The organism is Bacillus sp. KS1, assembly GCF_020075515.1.
GTDB classification, from domain to species: Bacteria; Bacillota; Bacilli; order Bacillales; family Bacillaceae; genus Bacillus; species Bacillus velezensis.
This window is the reverse complement of the sequence record NZ_JACAWW010000027.1, coordinates 75,674-96,683: the sequence shown is the minus strand read 5'-3', so window position 1 is coordinate 96,683 and position 21,010 is coordinate 75,674. Positions and strand designations below refer to the sequence as shown.

The window sequence follows — 21,010 nt, the reverse complement described above, 5'->3', positions numbered from 1 at the left end:
TTGAAACATACGGAAATACTTTGGGATGAGGCGAAGGATTTTATTGATGTCTGCTATCAGGAACTCGGAATGGAATCGCAAATCAACGCGCGTCTTCACGCGATAGAAGATGAGATAGATCGGACGGGAAGTTACGTCCATACGGCGGAAGAGCTTGAACACGGGGCGAAAATGGCGTGGCGCAACAGCAACCGCTGTATCGGGCGTCTGTTCTGGCAATCGCTGAACGTCATTGACCGGCGCGGTGTGAACACGAAAGAAGAGGTGCGCGACGCATTATTTGAACATATTGAAATCGCCACGAACGGCGGAAAAATTAAACCGACGATTACGATTTTCCCTCCTGAGAAGAATGGGGAGAAACAAGTGGAAATCTGGAATCACCAGCTCATCCGCTATGCGGGATATGAGACTGAAAAAGGAAGAGTCGGTGATCCGGCATCATATGAGCTGACGGCTGTCTGCGAAAAACTCGGCTGGCGCGGGAAGCGGACCGATTTTGATATTCTGCCGCTGCTTTTCCGGATGAAAGGGGACGGGCAGCCGGTCTGGTATGACCTGCCTCAGACGCTCGTGAAAGAAGTGCCGATCACCCATCCGGATATTGAAGAGTTTGCCGATTTAAATCTCAGATGGTACGGGGTTCCGATTATCGCCGATATGAGGCTTGAAATCGGCGGGCTGTCGTACAACGCGGCGCCTTTTAACGGATGGTATATGGGAACCGAAATCGGCGCAAGGAACCTTGCTGACGAAAAACGGTATGATATGCTCAAAAAAGCCGCTGCAGTCATGGGGATTTCCGCCAGCCTGAATACCGACCTGTGGAAAGATCAGGTGCTGGTGGAACTGAATAAGGCAGTGCTCTATTCATACAAAAAACACGGTGTCAGCATTGTCGATCACCATACGGCGGCGAATCAATTTAAACGCTTCGAAGAACAGGAACAAGACGCGGGCAGAAAACTGACGGGCGACTGGACCTGGCTGATTCCGCCGATCTCGCCGGCTTCCACCCACATTTTCCATAAATCATATGACAATACGATTGTGAAGCCGAATTATTATTATCAGGACAAGCCTTATCAGTAACTGATGGAAAAGGTGCGGTACCCTTTCAGACGGTGTGATTCTTCGATGGTTACGCCTGTGACATTTGAGAAGGGGCTGCCTTTTCTGACTGCTTCGGCAAATTGTTTTAACGACTCTTCAGGACCTTCGGCAAGGATTTCCACCCGGCCGTCATCACGGTTTTTTACCCAGCCGGCTATCTTTTGTCTGTCGGCTTCCATCTGGACGAAGTAGCGAAAACCTACGCCCTGAACCCGGCCGTCTGCAATCATATGATATTGAAGCATGGAAAAACCACCTTTTTCTTACTATGATAAAGGAAAGATATGAGATTTCGCAAAGGATGTGAACGAGGTGACGGAAGACTATTCTGTCTTATCTATCAATCTCGGAAAGCCCGCAATTCATGAATTTGCCGGCAGACAAATCAATTCCGGCATCATAAAGCGGCCCGCAGATTCTCCCGTCATGCTGTATAAAACCCATTTTGACGGGGACGGGCAAGCCGACTTGAAGCATCACGGAGGTCCCGATAAAGCGGTGTGCGTGTATCCCGCCGAGCATTATTCATATTGGGAAACTACGCTCGCGAGAAAACTTCCCGCCGCCGCGTTCGGGGAGAATGTAACGGTCAAAGGACTGGCCGAACAAGACGTGTGGATCGGAGACGTCTTTCAGCTGGGGGAAGCCGTCGTTCAAGTAAGCCAGCCGCGCCAGCCCTGCGTCAAACTCGCGCTCAAATATGGCATCAAAGATATGGTGCTCCGTGTACAGCAGACGGGATTTACCGGCTTTTATTTCAGGGTGCTTGAAGAAGGATATGTCGATCCGCGTCCCGTCATCAAGCGTCTGTCGAGAGGAAAAGAAAGCATTTCCGTCTGGTATGCGAACGAAGTGAAATACCGTGATTCAGGCAATCTGTCAGCGATTGAAGAAATACTGCGGGAAGAAGCGCTGTCAGAAAGCTGGAGGGAGTCCTTCCTTAAAAAAAGGGACAGGCTCACTAATGTATAGAAAAAAGCCGTGCTGCACTGACAGCACGGCTGATTTACGTTATGCTTGTTTTTTTGTTTCCAGCAGATTGGCAAGGAAGTACTTTTTGAAGCTTTGAAGCTTTCTTCCTTCATAGTGGGTAATTCCTTTTTTCTTTAACTCTTCTACATACCAGCCTTTACTGCCATAATGCATGTCAGAAAACTCCTTTCTCCGTTCTCCCGCTGGGGAGGTTTCTTCAGTTTTTGCCAAACTTTTGGCATTGTAACATCTATAAAAAGACGCTGAAAAGGGATAACGCAAAAACTGAGACTTTCGATTCAGAGATGTAAAGCTTTCTTACATATATATGTAAAGGGCGGTCTTTTCATGCTTAATGGCCGGTTAATTTTAACAGCACCGTTCCGAGTGTCATGATTCCGAAAACGACGCCGAAATAAACCAGCATCCCCTTCTTTTTCTTGACTCCGTAAACGGTGAGAATGATGCTTTCAATAAAGAAAATAAACCCGAAGATAATAAACCACATGTTGAAAAATGGCTCCTTTCACAGACATATGTCCAGTGTAGCACAACTCTTATAACGGAGCATAAAAAAGCCGGGCACTGTATCAGTGTCCGGCAAGTTTGACGAGAAGCTGGGCCAAATGCTGTTTTTCATTGTCATCCGCAATGTCCCACAGTTCTTGTAAGAGTTTTTCTTCCGCATTGCGGGGCTCCTCGTGTTTGGCGAGATAGTCCCCGAGGATGGCGGCGCTTTTAATGATTTTGCTGTCATCCAGACCCAGTTTTTTTCCGGCGGAAATTTTCTGATGAAGGTACGCCTTAAATTCCTCGAAATCCTCTAAAATCTGCTGTTTCGTTACGCCGTGCATGGCGTGTATTTCGTTTTCGATTTTGATTTTTTCTTTATCTTTTTTCATGCGTCTCCCTCCTTCGGGTTAATTGTTGTATACCTGTTTGGAAGGGAGATGAAACATTACAATGCAGTTAAAATAATCGGTTTGTCTTTTGTGATCACGATGGTGTGTTCCACTTGGGCGACAAGGCTTTTATCCGGCGTTTTATACGTCCAGCCGTCTCCCGTTTCAACAATCGTTTCCGCTTTCGTGGAAATAAACGGCTCAAGCGCGATCACGGTTCCGTTTTTAAGAAGCGCGTTATCAAACGGATCATAGTAATTCATGATGTGGTTCGGCGCTTCATGGAGGTTTCTGCCGATTCCGTGGCCCGTCAGCGTTTTAATGACGGTAAATCCGTTGGAGCGGGCTTCATGGTAGACGGCTCTGCCGATCTGGTTTTGGCGTTTGCCGGCTTTTGCCTGATCCAATCCTTTCTGAAATGCGGATGCTGCGCAGTTACAAAGCTTTTGCAGACGTTCATCGCCTTCTCCGAGTACAAATGAAATTCCCGTATCGGAATAAAAACCGCCGAACTCCGCCGAAATATCGATATTTACAAGATCTCCGGCTTTTAAGATTTTAGAGGCGCTCGGAATGCCGTGAGCGACTTCGTCATTTACGCTGATACATGTCACGCCCGGGAAATCGTATTCCTTCTCCGGAGCGGAAGCGGCTCCGTGCTCGTCAAGCACCGCCTTTCCGATCAGGTCAAGATCTTTCGTGCTCATGCCGGGCTCGGCTTTTTTCTTCATTTCTTCACGCGCCAGCGCGACAATTCTGCCGATTTTTTTAAGGCCTTCTAATTCTTGATCGTTCGTTACAATCATTGTCATTCCCGCTTTCTATTTTTAATCATCTGATTCAAGCTTACCACAACTGGTTTATAAATAGAAAACCAACAAGCCTTATGTGAATAAATGAAGGAAAATTGGTATAGATCACTAGATAACTTATGTGGTATATTTAAGAAAAAAGAAGGGGGATGGGTAAAATGCTTCAATTTTTGCAAAAACTCGGAAAATCATTTATGCTTCCGATTGCCGTTCTGCCCGCCGTTGGTATTATTTTGGCCATCGGCAGAGAGGACTTATTAAATATTCCGTTCATTTACGCGGCGGGGACCGCGGTATTTGATCATCTGCCGCTGATTTTCGCGATCGGAATCGCGATCGGGATTTCCAAAGACAGCAACGGGGCCGCCGCTCTGTCGGGAGCAATTTCTTATATCATGCTGGACGCGGCTGTAAAATCAATCAATTCGACAAATAATATGGCCGTTTTCGGAGGGATTATCGCGGGGTTAATTGCGGGATACACGTATAATCGCTTTAAGGATACGAAGCTGCCCGAATATCTCGGGTTTTTCAGCGGGCGCAGGCTCGTTCCGATTGTAACGGCGCTGATTACCATTATTTTGGCGGGGATCTTCGGATTTGTGTGGCCGCCGATTCAGTCGGTGATTACGTCTTTCGGGGAATGGATGATCGGGCTTGGCGGAATCGGCGCCGGGATTTACGGGATTTTTAACCGGCTTTTGATTCCGTTCGGTCTTCATCATGTGCTGAATAATATTTTTTGGTTCCAATTTGGCGATTTTCACGGAAAAACGGGAGATCTGGCCCGCTTCTTTGCGAAGGATCCGACGGCGGGAACTTATATGACGGGATTCTTTCCGATTATGATGTTCGGGCTTCCGGCCGCATGTCTGGCAATGATTGCCGCGGCTAAGCCAAGTAAGCGCAAAGCGACGGCCGGAATGATGATCGGTCTCGCGCTGACGGCATTTATCACCGGAATTACAGAGCCGATTGAATTTGCATTTATGTTTTTATCACCGCTTTTGTACGGGGTTCATGCTATATTAACCGGGTTCTCTTTATTTATCGTGAATGTTCTCGGAATCAGGTCAGGTTTTTCATTCTCGGCGGGGGCGATCGATTATCTCCTCAGCTACGGGATTGCCGAAAAACCGCTTTTGCTGCTCGTTGTCGGGCTTTGTTATGCGGTGATCTATTTTGTCGTCTTCTATATGCTCATCAAAACGTTAAACTTGAAAACGCCGGGACGGGAAGATGATGAGGAAGAGGAAGAAGTGCTTAGTGAAGATACGGCCGGTTCCGTCGAAGAACATGCCATGCTCAAGGGGCTCGGCGGCAGGCAAAACCTCGAAACGATTGATCACTGTGCGACCCGCCTCAGACTGACCGTGCAGGATACGTCTCTCATTAATGAGGCGGCGCTTAAAAAAGCGGGAGCAAAAGGGGTTATCAAAACGGGGAATAAAACGGCGCAGGTCATTATCGGGCCGAACGTCGAATTTGTCGCGGAAGAGCTGAGAGAAGCCGTCCGCCGTGACGACCAGAAGCAGACTTGAAAAATCCGGATCACCTAGGTGATCCGGATTTTTTTAAAAAACATATATCAAGATTCACATAATGTACAAAACACAACGTTTTCTTCTATGTTAAGATTCATGTAGAACAAGTATGGAGATGATGTAAGGTGACATGGATTGCAGTTGTTTCAATTGTTGTCATAAGCCTGATTAAGATTGTGCTGACATGCCTTCCTACCGGAGCGGTGGAATGGATTCTCCGCAAGTTTGAAACCCATTCGAAGCTCAGTGACGCGTCCGCTGCCGTTTCCCTCGGCGGAAAACGTCTGGAAGGCGAAGACAAACGCCGGGTGATTGATGATTTTAACGAAGCCGTGTTTATCGAACGGCATTATATATACCCAGGGGATGAAGAGCGTTATCTTCATCCGCAAAACGGAGCCGATCCGCTTGTCATTAAGACGAGAAAAGGAAAAAAAGATGTGACGGTGTTTGTATACAGCTACGAAGACCATGTAGATGTCGTCAAACAGCAGAAAAAGAAAGTCGTCGCTTATTCAGTTCTTTCCGACAGCCTGCAAAAGCGCACTATGGCCGCCGGGAGCTGAACATAAAAAAGCCAGATCATTGATATGATCTGGCTTTTGTTTATTCTTTTTGATCATCTGCTGAGGAATCTTCACGCTTCGTATAATCGAATTGTGAAGGGTCCACTTTCTTAAAGCCTTTCGGCTGATAGAAACGAAGCAGATCGCCGTTGATGATCTTATCAGACATTTCAAGCTCAGTCTTGACGAGAGAGTCTTCTTTTTTGTCGACTTCTGAATCATCTAAAAGTCTTCCGGTTTTCGTATCGTAATACTTGCCGGACACTTTCGTATAGTTCGGCGAGATGAAGTCTCCGTTACGGAACGGAATGACTTCTCTGTGCTCTTTCGATAAGATATCTGAACCTGACATGAGATAATCTTTCGTATCGACGCCGAGCAGATGAAGAACGGTCGGCGCGACATCGACTTCACCGGCAAATTTATGATTGCGGCCGCCTTTCACGCCGGGAGCGTGGATAAAGAGCGGCACCCGCTGAAGCTGGGCATTGTCGTATTCATTGATCTCATCTTTGCCGAGCACTTTCGCCATCGCTTTATTATGGTTTTCGGAGATGCCGTAGTGGTCTCCGTACATCACGATAATCGACTTATCGTACAGGCCGTCTTTTTTCAGGTCATGAAAGAACTGTTCAATTGATTCATCCAGATAGTTCGCGGACTGGAAGTAATTATTAACGACTGAATCGCCAAAGTCTCCCGCCGGGAAGTCCGTGTCTTCTTTATCCATTCCGAACGGGAAGTGGTTGGACAGCGTAATGAACTTCGTATAGAACGGCTGCGGCAGGCTCTTTAAGAGCGGCATGGATTCTTTGAAATACGGTTTGTCTTTCATGCCGTAGTTTTTCGTGTTTTCTTCGCTCATGTCATAATAAGCGGAATCGAAAAACTTATCGATGCCTTCCGCTTTGTACATTTCGTTACGGTTCCAGAAAGTCTGCGTATTTCCGTGGAAAGCGGCAGACGTGTACTTTTTGCCTTTTAGGATCGCAGGAACGGACTGCAGCGTGTTTTGCGCTTTATTGACGAAAACCGAACCTTGCGAAAGCGGGTACAGAGAGTTCTCCATCATAAATTCCGCATCAGATGTTTTACCTTGTCCCGTTTGGTGGAAAAAGTTATCAAAGTAGAATGTTTGATTATCGTGCGCCAGTTTGTTTAAAAACGGCGTCACTTCCTTGCCGTTAATTTTATAGTCAATGATAAAGGATTGCAGAGACTCTAATGAGACGTAGATGACGTTTTTTCCTTCGGCTTTTCCGAAATAGACGTTGTTCGGCACGTCATAGTTGGCCTTCATATAGTTTTCCACATCCGTTACATCGCTTGAATCGGCAAGCGCGCGCTGGCTGTTTGATTTCACATTCTGCACGGCATCGTAAATTGTAAAGTTGTACGTGCCCAAGTATTTCACCAGATAGTTTCGGTCAAATGAGCGTGTCAAAAGCTCAGGACGGTCGGATTCCGCGACGGCGAGGTTGATCAGGAACATAAGCACGGCGGAAGCCAAAACGATTCTGAATGATTTCTTCGCCGGTTTTTCAGCCGGTTTTTTCATCTTAAGGGCCAAAATAATCAAAATGACGGTATCCAGGAAGTAGAAGGCGTCTGTCCATCTCATTAACGAGAACGCGCTGTCTCCGAGCTGGCCGCCGTTTGTCTTTGCCTGCATCATGACCGGGATGGTAATGAAATCATTAAAGAATCTATAATAGACGATGTTTGCAAAAAGCAAAAAAGACAATAAAAAATGAATCACAATAATGGCTGTCTGCTGTAATTTTTTCTTGAAAAGAAGCCCAAGTCCAAGAAAGAACAAGCTGGAGCTCAGCGGATTCACAAAAAGCAATATTTTCTGGATCGTGTTGTCTATGCCGAGGTTAAAGTTTAAAATATAAGCGACATATGTTTTCACCCACAATAACACGACCGCTATCAAGAAGAAGGCAAGTCCTCTTTCTTTTATAAATGTTTTCATTGTTACACTCCTTTTTTCCGATCACGGTTTACACGGAACGATAGAAAAAACGAACGTAATCAATATACCATGAAACCAGCAAATAGAAAAGGTGGAAAAGGCTCATCGGAAAAAGGGCGAAAAACGCTGTCGCAACGGCGGTTGATCTGTTGAATGACAGCTTTAAAACATATAAATGGAACAAACTGGGGCCTATGTTTCCGTATGATCACACCCGGTTTCTATTGAAAAAAGAGGTGAACAGTGATGGATATTGCCCATATCGTGGCTGAAGATAAAATCAAGCGCGCCATTAAGGATGGAGAGTTCGCCGGCATCAAAGGAATGGGAAAGCCCCTGCCGAAAGACGATGCCGCACATCTTCCGGAATCGCTCAGAATGGGCTACCGCATATTAAAAAACGCCGGGATCGCCGAGGATGAAGGCGCGCTGAAGAAAGAGCTGATGACGCTCGATTATTTGATCGCCAAGTGCCGCAATGAACAGGAGCGGGATCACCTGCGGAACAAACGGACGGAAAAACAAGTCAGACTCGACAAACTGACGGAGGAGAAAGCCATGTTCTCAAAACCCGCATCTTCTCATTATAAGGAGAAAGTGTACAGCCGGCTGGGCCGCCCGTAAGCCGGCTCTTTAGATTTTTTTCTGAAAAGGAATGTGCTCCATAAGGCGCGGGTAGGAAATGTGGAGCAGGCCGTTTACGCACTGCGCCTGTAACAGGTGGGGCTCAGCCGGTTCAGGAAGCTCAATCGTCTCATCGATTTCCCCGTAATACCGGTTTTGGCAGACGCCCATGTTCTTTGGAAAAAGGGGTGTGATGTTTCCTCTTATATGCAGCCGTGTTCTTGACAGCAGCCTCAATGTCAATTCTTCTTCGTAAACGCCGGGCATTTCCACAATGACAAATGTGTGCTGTTCATCCTGATAAATATCATAAGTCAGGGTGTTTTTTTGTAAGGAGAAAAAATCTTCGGGAGATTTCCGTTTCAGGACATTGGTCCAAAAGTCGCTGGGCTTGTGCTCGTTCGTAATCTCAAGCCACTTTCTCATTTTTTCGATATCCACTTCGGCAGAACCTCCCTATATTTGATTTGCGATCGGCATTGACGGGTTGGCGATCTGATCCTGATCGCTCACGTCAGGGTCAAGATGGCCCGAATTCAAACATCCGGCGGCCGGCGAAAAATCCCCTAAAGAAAAGTTCGCGCCGACAAATTTGCTGTTGGCGGTGTGGCTGTTTTGTACGGTCTGACCGATATCGACGTTTCCGTTTTGCGTTGCTCCGTTTACTTTTATATTGACGACGTTAATTTGATAAGGCATTCATAAAAACCCCTTTAATCTATAATGGGCGGCACCGGCGTAATATTTGCGGTATCTGCGGTTCCGATGGCTGTCTGGTCGTTGACATCAGGATCATTTAACAAGTTCTCCATCATCGATTCTATAGGTGACGTATCGCCGAATGAAGAGTTCAGTCCTTGTGATTTGTTATTTGTGGTGGGACTGTTGTATGCCGCTTCCCCAATCGTAATAGATCCGTTGCCAGAAATACTGTTAATCTTCAAATAGTACAGGTTGATAACAGTGGATGGCATCTCTTCACACCTCTTTAACTTAGTTGTACAGTACTGTATGCTTTTTGTGCTCCTGTTGTGAATTCCGCCCGGACATGTTCCCGATAAAACAAGAAGTCAAGGCCCGGTTCCGGCGGGGCTTTTTTTGTTTCAGGGTCTTTCGCAGTATATTTGTGATGAAAGCGCTATAAAAATAGATTGACGACATGTATATACATCATTACAATAGAGTCATAAACATGTATATACAAGTTTGTGAGACAAAATGAAAACGGTTACGGAGGGGTTGGCATGGGTGAGTTTAACCGGGCTGCGCGGCAGATCGCTGAAGCTGTCGGCGGAATCGAAAATATTGAGGCGGCGACTCATTGTGTGACGCGTTTGCGGTTTGCATTAATAGATGAAACCAAAGTAAACCAAAAAATGCTTGATGCAATAGACATTGTCAAAGGATCTTTTGCGGTAAACGGGCAGTTTCAAGTCGTGATCGGGCAGGGGACGGTCAACAAAGTATATGCGGAATTAGTGAAGGAAACGGGGATGGGTGAAGCGTCCAAGGATGACGTGAAGAAGGCGGCAGCGCAAAACATGAATCCTTTACAGCGTGCTGTGAAAACGCTTGCGGACATCTTTATTCCGATCTTGCCGGCGATCGTCACGGCCGGACTTTTAATGGGTCTGAACAATATCTTAACGGCGGAAGGCATTTTCTACAGCGCCAAATCGATTGTCCAAGTGTATCCGCAATGGGCGGATCTCGCCAATATGATTAATCTGATCGCGGGGACGGCTTTCGCTTTTCTGCCGGCTTTAATCGGCTGGTCGGCAGTGAAGCGGTTCGGAGGAAGCCCGCTTTTGGGCATCGTGCTCGGGCTGATGCTGGTGCATCCTGATCTGTTAAACGCATGGGGCTACGGGGCTGCCGAGCAGAGCGGCGATATTCCGGTGTGGAACCTGTTCGGCCTTGAGGTGCAGAAAGTCGGGTATCAAGGTCAGGTGCTCCCGATTCTGCTGGCGTCTTATTTACTTGCCAGGCTTGAGCTCTTTTTGACGAAACGGACGCCGGAGGGTATTCAGCTGTTGGTCGTCGCGCCGGTGACGCTTTTGGTCATCGGTTTTCTATCCTTTGTCATCATCGGTCCGATTACCTTTGCGATCGGTAACGCGCTGACGGCGGGATTGATTGCCGTTTTCGGCCAATTCTCCGCCATCGGAGGCCTGCTGTACGGAGGGCTGTATTCGGCGCTTGTGATCACAGGGATGCACCATACGTTTCTCGCGGTCGATCTTCAATTAATCGGATCAAAGCTCGGCGGCACATTTTTATGGCCAATGCTCGCATTGTCAAATATCGCTCAAGGATCGGCGGCTTTGGCCATGATGCTGATCACAAAAGATAAAAAACAGCGGGGGCTTTCACTGACGGCCGGCATTTCCGCATATTTGGGCATTACCGAACCGGCGATTTTCGGCGTGAATCTGCGTTGCAAATTTCCGTTTGTGATCGCCATGATTAGTTCGGGAATCGCGGGGATGTTCATCTCCGTCAAAGGCGTTCTCGCAAGCTCGGTCGGAGTCGGCGGCGTGCCGGGGATCTTCTCCATTATGAGTCAGTACTGGGGTCCGTTTGCGATCGGAATGCTGATCGTGCTGATTCTCCCGTTTGCGGGAACATACGGGTATGCGCGGCTGAAACGGCAAAAATAGAAAACCTGCGGGGCGCCTTCTATCAGGCTGTCCCTTTTCCCTTTCAATTCAAAACATTACAGGCGGTGAAGAAAAATGAAAACAGACAGCACACCATGGTGGAAAAAGGCAGCGGTATATCAAATTTATCCGAAGAGCTTTAATGATACGACGGGAAACGGGATCGGTGATCTGAACGGTATTATCGAGAAGCTTGATTATTTGCAGAAGCTTTTGATTGATGTCATTTGGCTTACGCCGATTTACGATTCGCCGCAGAATGATAACGGTTATGACATTCGCGATTACTGCACCATTTATGAAGAATACGGAACGATGGAGGATTTTGAACGGCTTCTTGATGAAGCGCATAAAAGAGGAATCAAGGTCGTTATGGATCTTGTCGTAAACCATACATCAGTCGAGCATCGGTGGTTCAAAGAAGCGGTCTCGTCACCCGACAGTCCGTATCGGGATTTTTACATTTGGAAAGACGGAAAGGAAGACGGCCGGGCGCCGAACAACTGGGAATCAAAATTCGGCGGTTCCGCTTGGGAGCTCGACCCGGCGTCAGGGCAGCACTATCTGCATTTATTTGATGTGTCGCAGGCCGATTTGAACTGGGAAAATGAAAAGATGAGAAAAAAGGTCTACGACATGATGCATTTTTGGTTCCGGAAAGGGATCGACGGCTTCCGGCTGGATGTGATCAACCTCATTTCTAAAGACCAATCGTTTCCTGATGCCGAGGATGGGCGTGACGGGCGCCCTTATTATACGGACGGGCCGCGCGTGCACGAATTTCTTCATGAGATGAACCGGGAAGTGTTTTCGAAATATGACAGTATGACGGTCGGGGAAATGTCCTCGACAACGGCTGACCACTGCATCCGGTACACAAACCCTGAGAATAAAGAACTCGATATGACCTTTAACTTTCATCATTTAAAAGTGGATTATCCGAATGGTGAAAAATGGGCGCTCGCTCCGTTTGATTTTCTGAAGCTGAAACGGATTTTAGCGTTTTGGCAGACGGAGATGCAAAAAGGCGGAGGCTGGAACGCATTATTCTGGTGCAACCATGACCAGCCGCGGGCCGTATCCAGATACGGAGACGACGGCGTGTACCGGACGAAATCAGCCAAAATGCTGGCGGCGGCCGTTCATATGATGCAGGGCACGCCTTACATTTATCAAGGTGAGGAGATCGGCATGGGCAATCCGAAGTTCGATGACATCGGCTCATACCGCGATGTCGAATCATTGAACATGTACAAAAAGATGAAGAAAGAGGGCGTGCCCGAAAAAGACATTATCGCCATTTTAAAAGAGAAATCAAGAGACAATGCAAGAACCCCCGTTCAGTGGAACAGCGGGCCGCACGGCGGTTTCACGACGGGCACGCCTTGGATTCCGGCGGCGGATGATTATCGGGACATTAACGCGGAAGCGGCTTTGCGGGACCCGGATTCAATTTTCTACCATTATCAGAAGCTCATCAAGCTCAGAAAGGAATATGACATCGTGACTGAAGGAACGTTTGAGCTGCTTGCTGAAGACGATCCGGCGGTTCTGGCGTACGTCAGACACGGCAAGGATGAAAAACTGCTGTGCATCAACAATTTCTACGGGAAAGAAGCGGACTTTACGGTTCCGCTTAAAGACACGGACGGCTGGCGGTTTACGGTGCTGCTGACGAATGATGAACCGAGGGAAGGGCGGCCGGAACGATTGACGCTCCGTCCGTATGAATCGATCGTTTATCATCTGACAAAAGCGTGATACACTAATCTGGGTGGTCAAATGAAAGTGAATAAATACATCACAATCTATAAAGATATGGTGCGGCAGATTGAAAGCGGCCAGCGGAAGGCTGAAGACGTTCTTCCGTCTGAAAATGATTTGTGCGATCAATACGGCACATCACGAGAAACCGTCCGCAAAGCGCTCAATATGCTGGCGCAAAACGGCTACATCCAGAAAATCAAAGGCAAAGGCTCCGTCATATTAGACAGAGAAAAAATGCGTTTTCCCGTCTCAGGCCTGATCAGCTTCAAAGAGCTTTCGGAAACGCTCGGAAAAGAGACGAGAACGACGGTTCACCGTCTCGGGCTGATCCTGCCTCCCTCAGAAGCTGCAAAAGAGCTTGGTACAGAAGCAGATGAAAAGGTGTGGGAAGTCGTCAGATCAAGACGGATTGACGGAGAACATATTATTTTGGACAAGGATTACTTTGTGAAAAAACACGTGCCTCTATTGACGAAGGCGATTTGTGAAGATTCGATCTATGAGTATCTCGAAGGAGAGCTCGGCTTGTCCATCAGCTACGCGCAAAAGGAAATTGTCGTGGAGCCGGCGGGGGAAGAGGACCGAAAGTATTTGGATCTCGGCGGATTCAGCCATATGGCGGTCGTGAAAAACCGTGTCTTTTTGGAGGATACCAGCCTCTTTCAGTACACGGAAAGCCGGCACAGGCTCGATAAATTCCGTTTCGTCGACTTTGCGAGAAGAGAAAAATAAAAACGGACTGCCGCGGCAGCCCGTTTTTTTTGTCAGTATCAAAATGAATACTATCCAACAAAAATGTGCGTACTGGTACTTTCAAAAATAATGGCTACAATAGTACATAACGATTGAAAAGGAGAGATCATGAATGTCAGATAAAAAACAGCAGATCATCGAAGCGTATCAATTCAGACACGCCACAAAGGAATTTGATCCTGAGAAAAAAATTTCAGAAAGCGATTTTGAATTCATTTTAGAAACGGGAAGATTATCGCCAAGCTCGCTCGGTTTGGAGCCTTGGAAATTTGTCGTCGTTCAAAATCCGGAGCTTCGTGAAAAACTCCGCGAGTTCACATGGGGCGCGCAAAAGCAGCTGCCGACCGCAAGCCATTTCGTACTTCTGCTTGCCCGGACGGCAAAGGATATCCGTTTTGACGCCGACTATGTCAAAAACCACCTGCGGGAAGTCAAAAAAATGCCGGAAGATATGTATGAAGGCTATATCAGCAAAACGGAAGACTTCCAGAAAAATGATTTCAATCTGCTTGAATCAGATCGCGCGCTGTTTGACTGGGCATCCAAACAGACTTACATCGCCCTCGGCAATATGATGACAGCCGCTGCGCAGATCGGAATCGACTCCTGCCCTGTAGAAGGCTTCAACTACAAAGAAATTCACCGGATTCTTGAAGAAGAAGGGCTTCTGGAAAACGGAAGTTTCGACATCTCTGTTATGGCCGCATTCGGCTACCGTGTCAGAGACCCGCGCCCGAAAACAAGATCTGCCTCAAAAGACGTTGTAAAGTGGGTATAAGATAAAAAAAGCTGCCGGGCGTGTCCCGGCAGCTTTTAACGTTTATTTGGTTTTGCTAAAAAACAGGCGGTGATCCAGGACGTAACGGGAATGATGATGCCGATCCCGATTCCGGCACAAAGAATGGTGACGGCTTCCGCACTGAATACTTTTGAGTTCACTATTTTTTCAGCTGAGTATGATAAGTCTTTAAACCAGATAATTAAAGCCAAATAGCTGCCGAAAAAAGCAAAGAATAACGTATTCGTATTCGTTCCTAAAATATCTCTCCCGATGCTTAATCCGAATGTGTACAGATCTTTTCTGCTCATGGACGGATTATGACTGTAAATTTCCCGCATGGGTGAAGTAATGGAAATCGCGACATCGGTAATCGCCCCTATCGTACCCATGATGATCATGGCTGCGGTAACCTTCACAAAATCCACCCCGACAAACAGTGTGAATATGCCGATATCACCCAATTCTTCTTCACCGAATCCCTGAATCGAAGTATGTTTTGTTACAGACATAATAAAAAACAGCAGCAATGCAATCGTCAGCATTGCAGAAATAAAGGCGGTTACGGTTTTGACGTTTCCTCCATTAATATAAAAAAGAGTAATGCTGCAAATCACGGCGGAAGAGAGCAATGTTAAAACAATCGGATTGATATGCGGGTCTGTCATGAAAATGATGGTGAGAAAGAGAACTCCGAAATTTAAGAATAACGCAATAAAAGACCTCGCTCCTTTTTTTCCGCCGATGATGACCATTAATAGAAATAAAATCGCCGCGAGAATTACGATGACATTCATGAGCTTGCCTTCTTTCGTTTAATAAAAAAGATAGAAGCATACAGACTGGCGGGTATGGCTAATACGATTCCGATCCCTCCGGCCAATGCTCTGGCTATTTCCAAGGAAATGTTCATAGAAAGAGTGAATCCTATCGGGGAATCATTTTTCAAATACAAAAGCATCATCGGAATAGAGCCGCTTATATAAGCAAAAAACAGAATATTGGTCATCGCCCCCATGATGTCTTTTCCGATCTCCATCCCGGAACGCCTGAGAGCTTGTAATGAGATACCCTTGTTTTCTTCATATAATCCGAAGACAGATGACGTCATGGTAATGGCTACATCCATGACCGCTCCCAGTGATCCGATAAATACCCCGGCCATGAACACCGTGTGATAAGGGCGGGTTAAATACTGCATTTCCTCATATCTGAGACCTTTCTCTCCGGTTGCCAGCATCACCAGATACGTAATCAGCAGGGAAACGAAAGTGCCTGCGAGCGTCGCGGCAATGGCGGCATATGTTTTCGCGTGAAAACCGCTGACAAGCAGCAATGAGATAACAGTAAAGATGAGAATACAGATACCGCAGATGAAAATTAACCCTATATTAGGATGCTTCCTGTACAAATCTAATGCAAACGACAGTAAAACGGCGTTGAACATCAGGCTGACGATCGAAAAGAAGCCTTGTTTTTTGCCGACGATAAGCAAGGTGAAGATGAAAACCCAAGCGATCAGCAAAAGCTGTTTATCCCGTTTTTTATCTATAATGCTTCCCGATATATCCTTGTTTGATGGTTTCCCTTTATCAATAGAAACGAATACTTCATCGCCAATCGAATATTTCTGATCATTCGCTCCGGATGATGAATACTGATTGGACAAATGAATGAGCTGTCCTTTCTGACTGCCGTTTTCAAGTCTGGCTGTGATCGTCTGACTGAAAATCTTATCTTTGTTTTTATGCATGTCCTGTACGTCAGACTGGTGTTCCAATGTTGTTTTCGTCACTTTGACAATCGGCCGCTCATAAAAAGAAGCGTTGTGAGTGACGAAAATGAGCGAGCTGATAAAACAGAGCGCTGTTATCACGTAAAACAGCTTTTTCTTGTAAGACATGCGGTTTCGTTTGTTTCCTGTTATCTTCAAAAAAAGTCCTCCAAACAGGCGGCGCCGTGTGAAAGAGAGGCCCTGCCGTGAAGTGTTAAACGATGCGGATGTAATCTTTCGCGAATAACGGTCATATTTTATCACTCGGCCGTACGGCTGTCGACTCAGAAGGGGACCGAGAGAAAAAGCTCCCCTGATTTCAGATCAGGAGAGCTCTTGGGATGAACCGCCCGATAAAAGCGGTCTTTTTATGCTTCGTTCACTTTTTTTGCTTTTCTTCTTTGATGCAGATACAGTGCCGTTCCGAGCGCGCTGATGAGTAACCCGGCAAGAAGGATGGAATACATCGTCGTGGCCGTATCAGGTAGCAGGCCGCCCGGGGATACCCCGTCCTGCGCAGGGCCGGATGACGGTTTTTGTCCGCTTGGCTGCTTTCCGGAGCCGTGATCGCCGCTTGTCGGCGGCGCGCTCTTCGTGTTTGCGTTTAATATGGTGTATTCACTGAAATGATTTGTATAGCCCGTGACGAGATCGTGTGAAACCGAACCGTTGTCTGTTTTTGTATAGACGTTCTTTTTCCGGTCTACATGATAAATGCCGGGCTGTTTCGCCTTTTTCGTATTCTCAATGCGCAGGGTGAGTTTTACCGGCGCTTTGAATGTTTTGATGTCTTTGTTTTTCTGCTTCATTGTAAAGTCGTATACATTTGAAAGCGCCCCGCTTACTTTTCCTTTCGGCGTCACGCCGAATCGTATATCAGCTGAAGCAGCGTTTGCCATCGGCATTTTCATGCTGAACTTGTCATGCAGGATCGTAAGGGAAGAATCCGATGTTCTGTCCTTTAACAGGCCGATTTGTTTTTTGGTCACGCTGAGATCAATCGGCTTTTTGGCGCCGTCATTCTTATCGTAATACACGATCGGCGTGTTGGCGTTTTTGGCATAGACGGCAAATGCGCTGTCATCTTCAAGCGTCCAGGAACCGTTTTTTTGTTTCGTTGGCAGGTACACTTCCTGCGCGCGGCCGTCAACTTTCGGTTCAACCGCTTTTCCCGCTTTTTCAAGCTGCTCGGTGAAGACCTCATAGTCGACAAAGCCAAGGTCTTCTTTATGGGACGCTTCGTTAAAGACGGAATATCCGTCTCCGCCTTCACCGACAAAGTTACTGGTGGCGACTCTGTATGTCTTCTTATCAGAAATCGGCTTTACGCTGCCGTCATCCTGTACGGCCGCAGCTTGAAGAACGCGGTGTCCCGGCTTTTTATTCAGTGTAAACGTGTATGTTAAACCGGCAACTTGAGGGAAGGCGCCGCCTTGAGCCTCAATTCCGCTTAACCCTTGTTCCAAGGCTTGTTTGATCTGTTTGCCGGTTAAATCCGCGACGTAAAGCGTGTTGCCGAACGGCATTACATTCAGCACATCGCCGAGTGTGATGTCTCCTTTATCAATACCCGCGCGGATGCCGCCCCCGTTTGTGATCGCGATTTGGGCGCCGGCCGCTTCCTTCGCTTTTTGCAGCATGCCGTCCGCGATGAAGTTTCCGAGATTGGTTTCTTTGGAGCGGACATGCTCACGCTGGCCATCAAGTGCGACCTTCGTTGAGCCGACTTTTTCATTTTTGACTGAGACGAGCTCTTTTTTAAACGGATCAAGCTCTTTTTTCAGAGCCGGGTCTTCTTTCGTCTGCTCGTTCACTGGCAGCGCTTGAAGAGAGGATTGTTCCGGCAGAACGACGCCGTTTTTGTCAAATGCGACATCGACACGGCCTAAATATTCGCCGTATTCTTTTGCCTGGGCGACGATGGTCGGCTCTTCGTTTTTAACAATTTCCATTTTATCTACAAGCGTATGCGTATGTCCGCCGACGATTAAGTCGATGCCTTTTACTTTTTTGGCAAGATCGAGATCACGCTGATGCCCGATATGGGTCAGGGCGATAATTTTATTGACATGTTCCTTGTTCTGTATTTCTTTTACCGTATCTTGTGCGGATTGGAAGGCATCATGAAAGACAATGCTTTTTCCCGGGCTTGATGTGACGGACGTATCTTCTGTCGTTAAGCCGAATACGGCGACTTTTTCTCCGTTTACATCAAGCAGAATGTATGGATAGATGCCTGCTTTTTTCTTTTTCCCTGCCGTAAATGTGTCTGCTTTTTTCATGAATGGTCTGAGTTTTGACTCTTTGGACACATCGACATTTGAGCTGACGAGCGGAAAGTCAGGCGCTTGGAAATTGTATTTTCCGGACGGGTCAGCCGCGCTTCCGTTACCGCTCAGGAAGCTGGCGAGAGCACCCGGTCCTTTATCAAATTCATGATTTCCGAAGGTCATGGCGTCGTAGCCCATGCTGTTCATCAATTTTAAATCAGCCAGCCCCTGCCACTTTGTGAAATAGAGATCGCCTGAGAAGACGTCTCCCGCATCCAGTAAAATGCTGCGGTCGGTTTCGCTTCTGATTTCCTTGATTTTCGTCATCCGCCTCGCCGCGTTATCAAGGTGGGCGTGCGTGTCGTTTGTATGCATAACGGTGAGTTTCCATGCATCATCTTTCGGCGGATCTGTGCCCGGTTCATCATCTTTGAATTGGAGCTTGTACTGTCCGTAGCCCGCGTTTTGTGATTCACCGATATAGGCGACGTCATCTGCGCGGTCGGCAAACGGCTTTGCGGCCAAGGAAGATTCAAATGTCAGGTTTGTCCCTTTGACCGGAAGGATGGACCAGTTATGATCAGCCTGCGGATTAATCGTTTTCTGCTGGATGATGTAATCCATTAAGACCTGCCTGTTCTCATCGGCTGAAGAGTATACGATTTTATCATTGCTTAAGTGAGGGAATCCTCCGCCGCCTGAAGCGCGGTAATTATTTGTGACGATCAGAAATTCCTGCTTGGCGCTGACGGGCTTTCCTTGATAAGAAAGGTTGACGATCCGGCTTGCATCGGGATGAATGACTGTTCCGTTTTCGTTGTATTTCGCCGGTTTTGTGACATCGACCTGATAGGTGACACCGTCAATGACATCAAAATTGTATGAGCGGTAGGCGTCATTTAAAAGCGCTTGGCTGCCGCCTTTAGCCTGATCGATCTGATTAAATTGCCCCGCGGACATTTCGAGCCAGTCTTTCACTTCGCTTCCGTTCAGCTTGACGATCTGAACCGTGTTGTCATACAGGTACAAATCGCCGATATTTTTGATGGCGAGGCCGCCAGCGGAAATGTTTGTATAGTAGTTTGAGCCGTTCCGCCCGCCGGCCTTAAACGGGGCGCCCGCCGAGAGGATAGGCAGATCTTTGTATGCCGTATCCTTCATCTTATTTTCGGCGTACCACTTTTGCGCATCCGTTACGATTTGAATGGACGGATCATCTTTGACTTGGGCGAAGAAACTGTTGATATCGGCTTTTGTCTGGCCGACGGGTTCTCTGATGTATTTTAAAGTGCCTTCGTGCGCTTTTTTGACGGTATTGACGACGGTTTCGTTTTCCGACGTCACATTGCCGGCAATCGGCTCGATGCTTCCTTTTGCATCTTCCACATGCCACGCGCTGTCTGTTTTTTCAAGCCGGAGGTCGATGACGCCCGCATATTTGCCCCAGCTGCTTGACATAACAACGGGGATGCCGTTAATCGTGCCTTTATCGACGTCGAATTGATCAGCGCCTTTGTATTCGGCATCAGGGAAAAGCCCGTGCTGATGGCCGGATACGATCGCGTCAATTCCGCCGACTTTCGTTGCCAGGTCAAAAACGGCGTTTTCCGCTCCGGAAGACTGCGCTTTTTTTTCGATGCCGCTGTGGGCGAGGGCGATGACGATATCGGCTCCTTCAGCTTTCATTTTCGGAACGGTTTTCTTTGCGGATTCTACAATGTCTTCGACCTGAACGCGGCCTTCGAGATTTTTCTTATCCCACGTCATGATTTGGGGAGGAACAAAACCGATGTAGCCGACTTTTATCTGATGCTTGCCGCCGTTTTCATCCGTGACGGTTTTGTCTTTTATGACATAAGGCGTATAACGGTTTTCGCCGCTTAATGTTTTCACATTGGCGTTGACGATCGGATAATCAGCGCCTTTGATTGTTCCGTCCAGAAATTCAAGCCCGTAATTAAATTCATGATTGCCGAGTGTTCCTGCGTCATAATGCAGACTGTTCATCACTTCAATGATCGGATGGGTCTTTGCGCCTGAAATGATATCATTTTTCTCATATTTTACGGCGTATTCTCCGAGGGGATTCCCCTGAATCAGGTCTCCGTTATCGACAAGCAGCGTATTCGGGTTTTCGCGCCTGTGCTTCTCAATAAGCTGAGCCGTTCTGGCCAGCCCAAATTCCGTTGTCGGTTTGTCACTGTAGTAATCGTAGTCCATCATGTTAGCGTGAACGTCAGTTGTGGCTAAAATGCTGAGATTCACACTGGAGGATTTGTTTTCTTCTGCTTTAATGGGTGATGTTGGGAGGATTAGACTAAGTATCATAACTAGGGGCAGCAGAATACGGAGTGTCATATTGACGCTGCATCGTCTTTTCTGTATTCTCACCTGTTCTCCACCTTTCAACAAATTTTGTCATGCAGTACCATTGTAAGAATATTTTGTGAAAGTTCATATAGATTTCATGATGATTCTTGTAAAAAGATGAAAAATG

21 protein-coding genes are annotated in these 21,010 nt (G+C 47.1%); 9 read left to right on the top strand and 12 right to left on the bottom strand.

Annotated elements, in window-relative coordinates:
• Positions 1–1,092, top strand: coding sequence for a nitric oxide synthase (gene nosA, locus HWY38_RS19025; protein ID WP_224182404.1), 1,092 nt, complete (start codon positions 1–3; stop codon positions 1,090–1,092).
• Here the strand turns inward: nosA and HWY38_RS19020 are convergent.
• Positions 1,086–1,358, bottom strand: coding sequence for an acylphosphatase (locus HWY38_RS19020; protein ID WP_224182403.1), 273 nt, complete (start codon positions 1,356–1,358; stop codon positions 1,086–1,088). The genes nosA and HWY38_RS19020 overlap by 7 nt on opposite strands.
• Before the next feature lie 67 nt (positions 1,359–1,425).
• On the opposite strand from HWY38_RS19020, the gene HWY38_RS19015 reads away from it, so the two are divergent.
• Entirely contained in the window at positions 1,426–2,085 is a 660-nt protein-coding gene (locus HWY38_RS19015; RefSeq protein WP_224182402.1) for an MOSC domain-containing protein, read from the top strand.
• A 39-nt stretch (positions 2,086–2,124) separates the two neighbouring features.
• On the opposite strand, the gene HWY38_RS19010 is transcribed toward HWY38_RS19015, so the two are convergent.
• From HWY38_RS19010 to map, 4 genes are all read right to left on the bottom strand, one after another.
• Positions 2,125–2,259 (bottom strand): YflJ family protein, encoded by a 135-nt coding sequence (locus tag HWY38_RS19010; RefSeq protein WP_003155609.1) that lies wholly within the window; start codon positions 2,257–2,259, stop codon positions 2,125–2,127.
• Between the two features lie 178 nt (positions 2,260–2,437).
• Complete coding sequence (locus tag HWY38_RS19005) at positions 2,438–2,593, bottom strand: hypothetical protein (RefSeq protein ID WP_007610027.1); 156 nt, start codon at positions 2,591–2,593, stop codon at positions 2,438–2,440.
• Between the two features lie 82 nt (positions 2,594–2,675).
• Positions 2,676–2,987, bottom strand: a complete 312-nt coding sequence (locus tag HWY38_RS19000; RefSeq protein WP_003155607.1) for a DUF3243 domain-containing protein — start codon at positions 2,985–2,987, stop codon at positions 2,676–2,678.
• Between the two features lie 56 nt (positions 2,988–3,043).
• The gene (gene map, locus HWY38_RS18995) at positions 3,044–3,793 is read right to left on the bottom strand and encodes a type I methionyl aminopeptidase (protein ID WP_014417181.1); all 750 of its coding nucleotides are present in this window, start codon (positions 3,791–3,793) and stop codon (positions 3,044–3,046) included.
• Positions 3,794–3,957: 164 nt separating this feature from the next.
• On the opposite strand from map, the gene nagE reads away from it, so the two are divergent.
• Together nagE and HWY38_RS18985 are read left to right on the top strand one after the other, a co-directional pair.
• On the top strand, positions 3,958–5,340 hold the full coding sequence (gene nagE / locus HWY38_RS18990) for an N-acetylglucosamine-specific PTS transporter subunit IIBC (protein WP_015239387.1): 1,383 nt from the start codon (positions 3,958–3,960) through the stop codon (positions 5,338–5,340).
• Between the two features lie 128 nt (positions 5,341–5,468).
• Positions 5,469–5,909 carry a YfmQ family protein gene (locus tag HWY38_RS18985; RefSeq protein ID WP_038457277.1) on the top strand — a complete coding sequence of 147 codons (441 nt, stop codon included), beginning with the start codon at positions 5,469–5,471 and terminating at the stop codon, positions 5,907–5,909.
• A 40-nt stretch (positions 5,910–5,949) separates the two neighbouring features.
• Here the strand turns inward: HWY38_RS18985 and HWY38_RS18980 are convergent, their stop codons facing one another.
• On the bottom strand, positions 5,950–7,887 hold the full coding sequence (locus tag HWY38_RS18980; protein ID WP_032872293.1) for an LTA synthase family protein: 1,938 nt from the start codon (positions 7,885–7,887) through the stop codon (positions 5,950–5,952).
• A gap of 246 nt (positions 7,888–8,133) precedes the next feature.
• Between HWY38_RS18980 and HWY38_RS18975 the strand changes: the two genes are divergently transcribed.
• Positions 8,134–8,511 (top strand): DUF1992 domain-containing protein, encoded by a 378-nt coding sequence (locus HWY38_RS18975; protein WP_174738238.1) that lies wholly within the window; start codon positions 8,134–8,136, stop codon positions 8,509–8,511.
• A gap of 9 nt (positions 8,512–8,520) precedes the next feature.
• Here the strand turns inward: HWY38_RS18975 and HWY38_RS18970 are convergent, their stop codons facing one another.
• From HWY38_RS18970 to HWY38_RS18960, 3 genes are read right to left on the bottom strand one after another with little or no spacing between them, the layout of a single operon-like run.
• The gene (locus HWY38_RS18970; protein ID WP_003155596.1) at positions 8,521–8,952 is read right to left on the bottom strand and encodes an Hsp20/alpha crystallin family protein; all 432 of its coding nucleotides are present in this window, start codon (positions 8,950–8,952) and stop codon (positions 8,521–8,523) included.
• Between the two features lie 15 nt (positions 8,953–8,967).
• Positions 8,968–9,210 carry a spore germination protein gene (locus HWY38_RS18965; protein ID WP_003155595.1) on the bottom strand — a complete coding sequence of 81 codons (243 nt, stop codon included), beginning with the start codon at positions 9,208–9,210 and terminating at the stop codon, positions 8,968–8,970.
• Positions 9,211–9,224: 14 nt separating this feature from the next.
• Positions 9,225–9,485: a spore germination protein gene (locus tag HWY38_RS18960; protein WP_007408496.1), complete on the bottom strand. Its 261-nt coding sequence runs from the start codon at positions 9,483–9,485 to the stop codon at positions 9,225–9,227.
• Positions 9,486–9,755: 270 nt separating this feature from the next.
• Between HWY38_RS18960 and treP the strand changes: the two genes are divergently transcribed.
• From treP to HWY38_RS18940, 4 genes are all read left to right on the top strand, one after another.
• Positions 9,756–11,171, top strand: coding sequence for a PTS system trehalose-specific EIIBC component (treP, locus tag HWY38_RS18955; RefSeq protein WP_224182401.1), 1,416 nt, complete (start codon positions 9,756–9,758; stop codon positions 11,169–11,171).
• Between the two features lie 75 nt (positions 11,172–11,246).
• Entirely contained in the window at positions 11,247–12,932 is a 1,686-nt protein-coding gene (gene treC, locus HWY38_RS18950) for an alpha,alpha-phosphotrehalase (protein WP_224182400.1), read from the top strand.
• 21 nt (positions 12,933–12,953) lie between these two features.
• Complete coding sequence (gene treR, locus HWY38_RS18945; protein WP_012117069.1) at positions 12,954–13,670, top strand: trehalose operon repressor; 717 nt, start codon at positions 12,954–12,956, stop codon at positions 13,668–13,670.
• Between the two features lie 133 nt (positions 13,671–13,803).
• Positions 13,804–14,469 carry an NAD(P)H-dependent oxidoreductase gene (locus HWY38_RS18940; protein WP_029974056.1) on the top strand — a complete coding sequence of 222 codons (666 nt, stop codon included), beginning with the start codon at positions 13,804–13,806 and terminating at the stop codon, positions 14,467–14,469.
• Positions 14,470–14,504: 35 nt separating this feature from the next.
• Here the strand turns inward: HWY38_RS18940 and HWY38_RS18935 are convergent, their stop codons facing one another.
• From HWY38_RS18935 to HWY38_RS18925, 3 genes are all read right to left on the bottom strand, one after another.
• Positions 14,505–15,266: a YibE/F family protein gene (locus HWY38_RS18935; protein WP_021493875.1), complete on the bottom strand. Its 762-nt coding sequence runs from the start codon at positions 15,264–15,266 to the stop codon at positions 14,505–14,507.
• Complete coding sequence (locus HWY38_RS18930; RefSeq protein WP_224182399.1) at positions 15,263–16,402, bottom strand: YibE/F family protein; 1,140 nt, start codon at positions 16,400–16,402, stop codon at positions 15,263–15,265. Before HWY38_RS18930 ends, HWY38_RS18935 begins: the two co-directional genes overlap by 4 nt.
• Positions 16,403–16,611: 209 nt before the next feature.
• On the bottom strand, positions 16,612–20,904 hold the full coding sequence (locus HWY38_RS18925; RefSeq protein WP_224182398.1) for a multifunctional 2',3'-cyclic-nucleotide 2'-phosphodiesterase/3'-nucleotidase/5'-nucleotidase: 4,293 nt from the start codon (positions 20,902–20,904) through the stop codon (positions 16,612–16,614).
• Between the last annotated feature and the right edge of the window lie 106 nt (positions 20,905–21,010).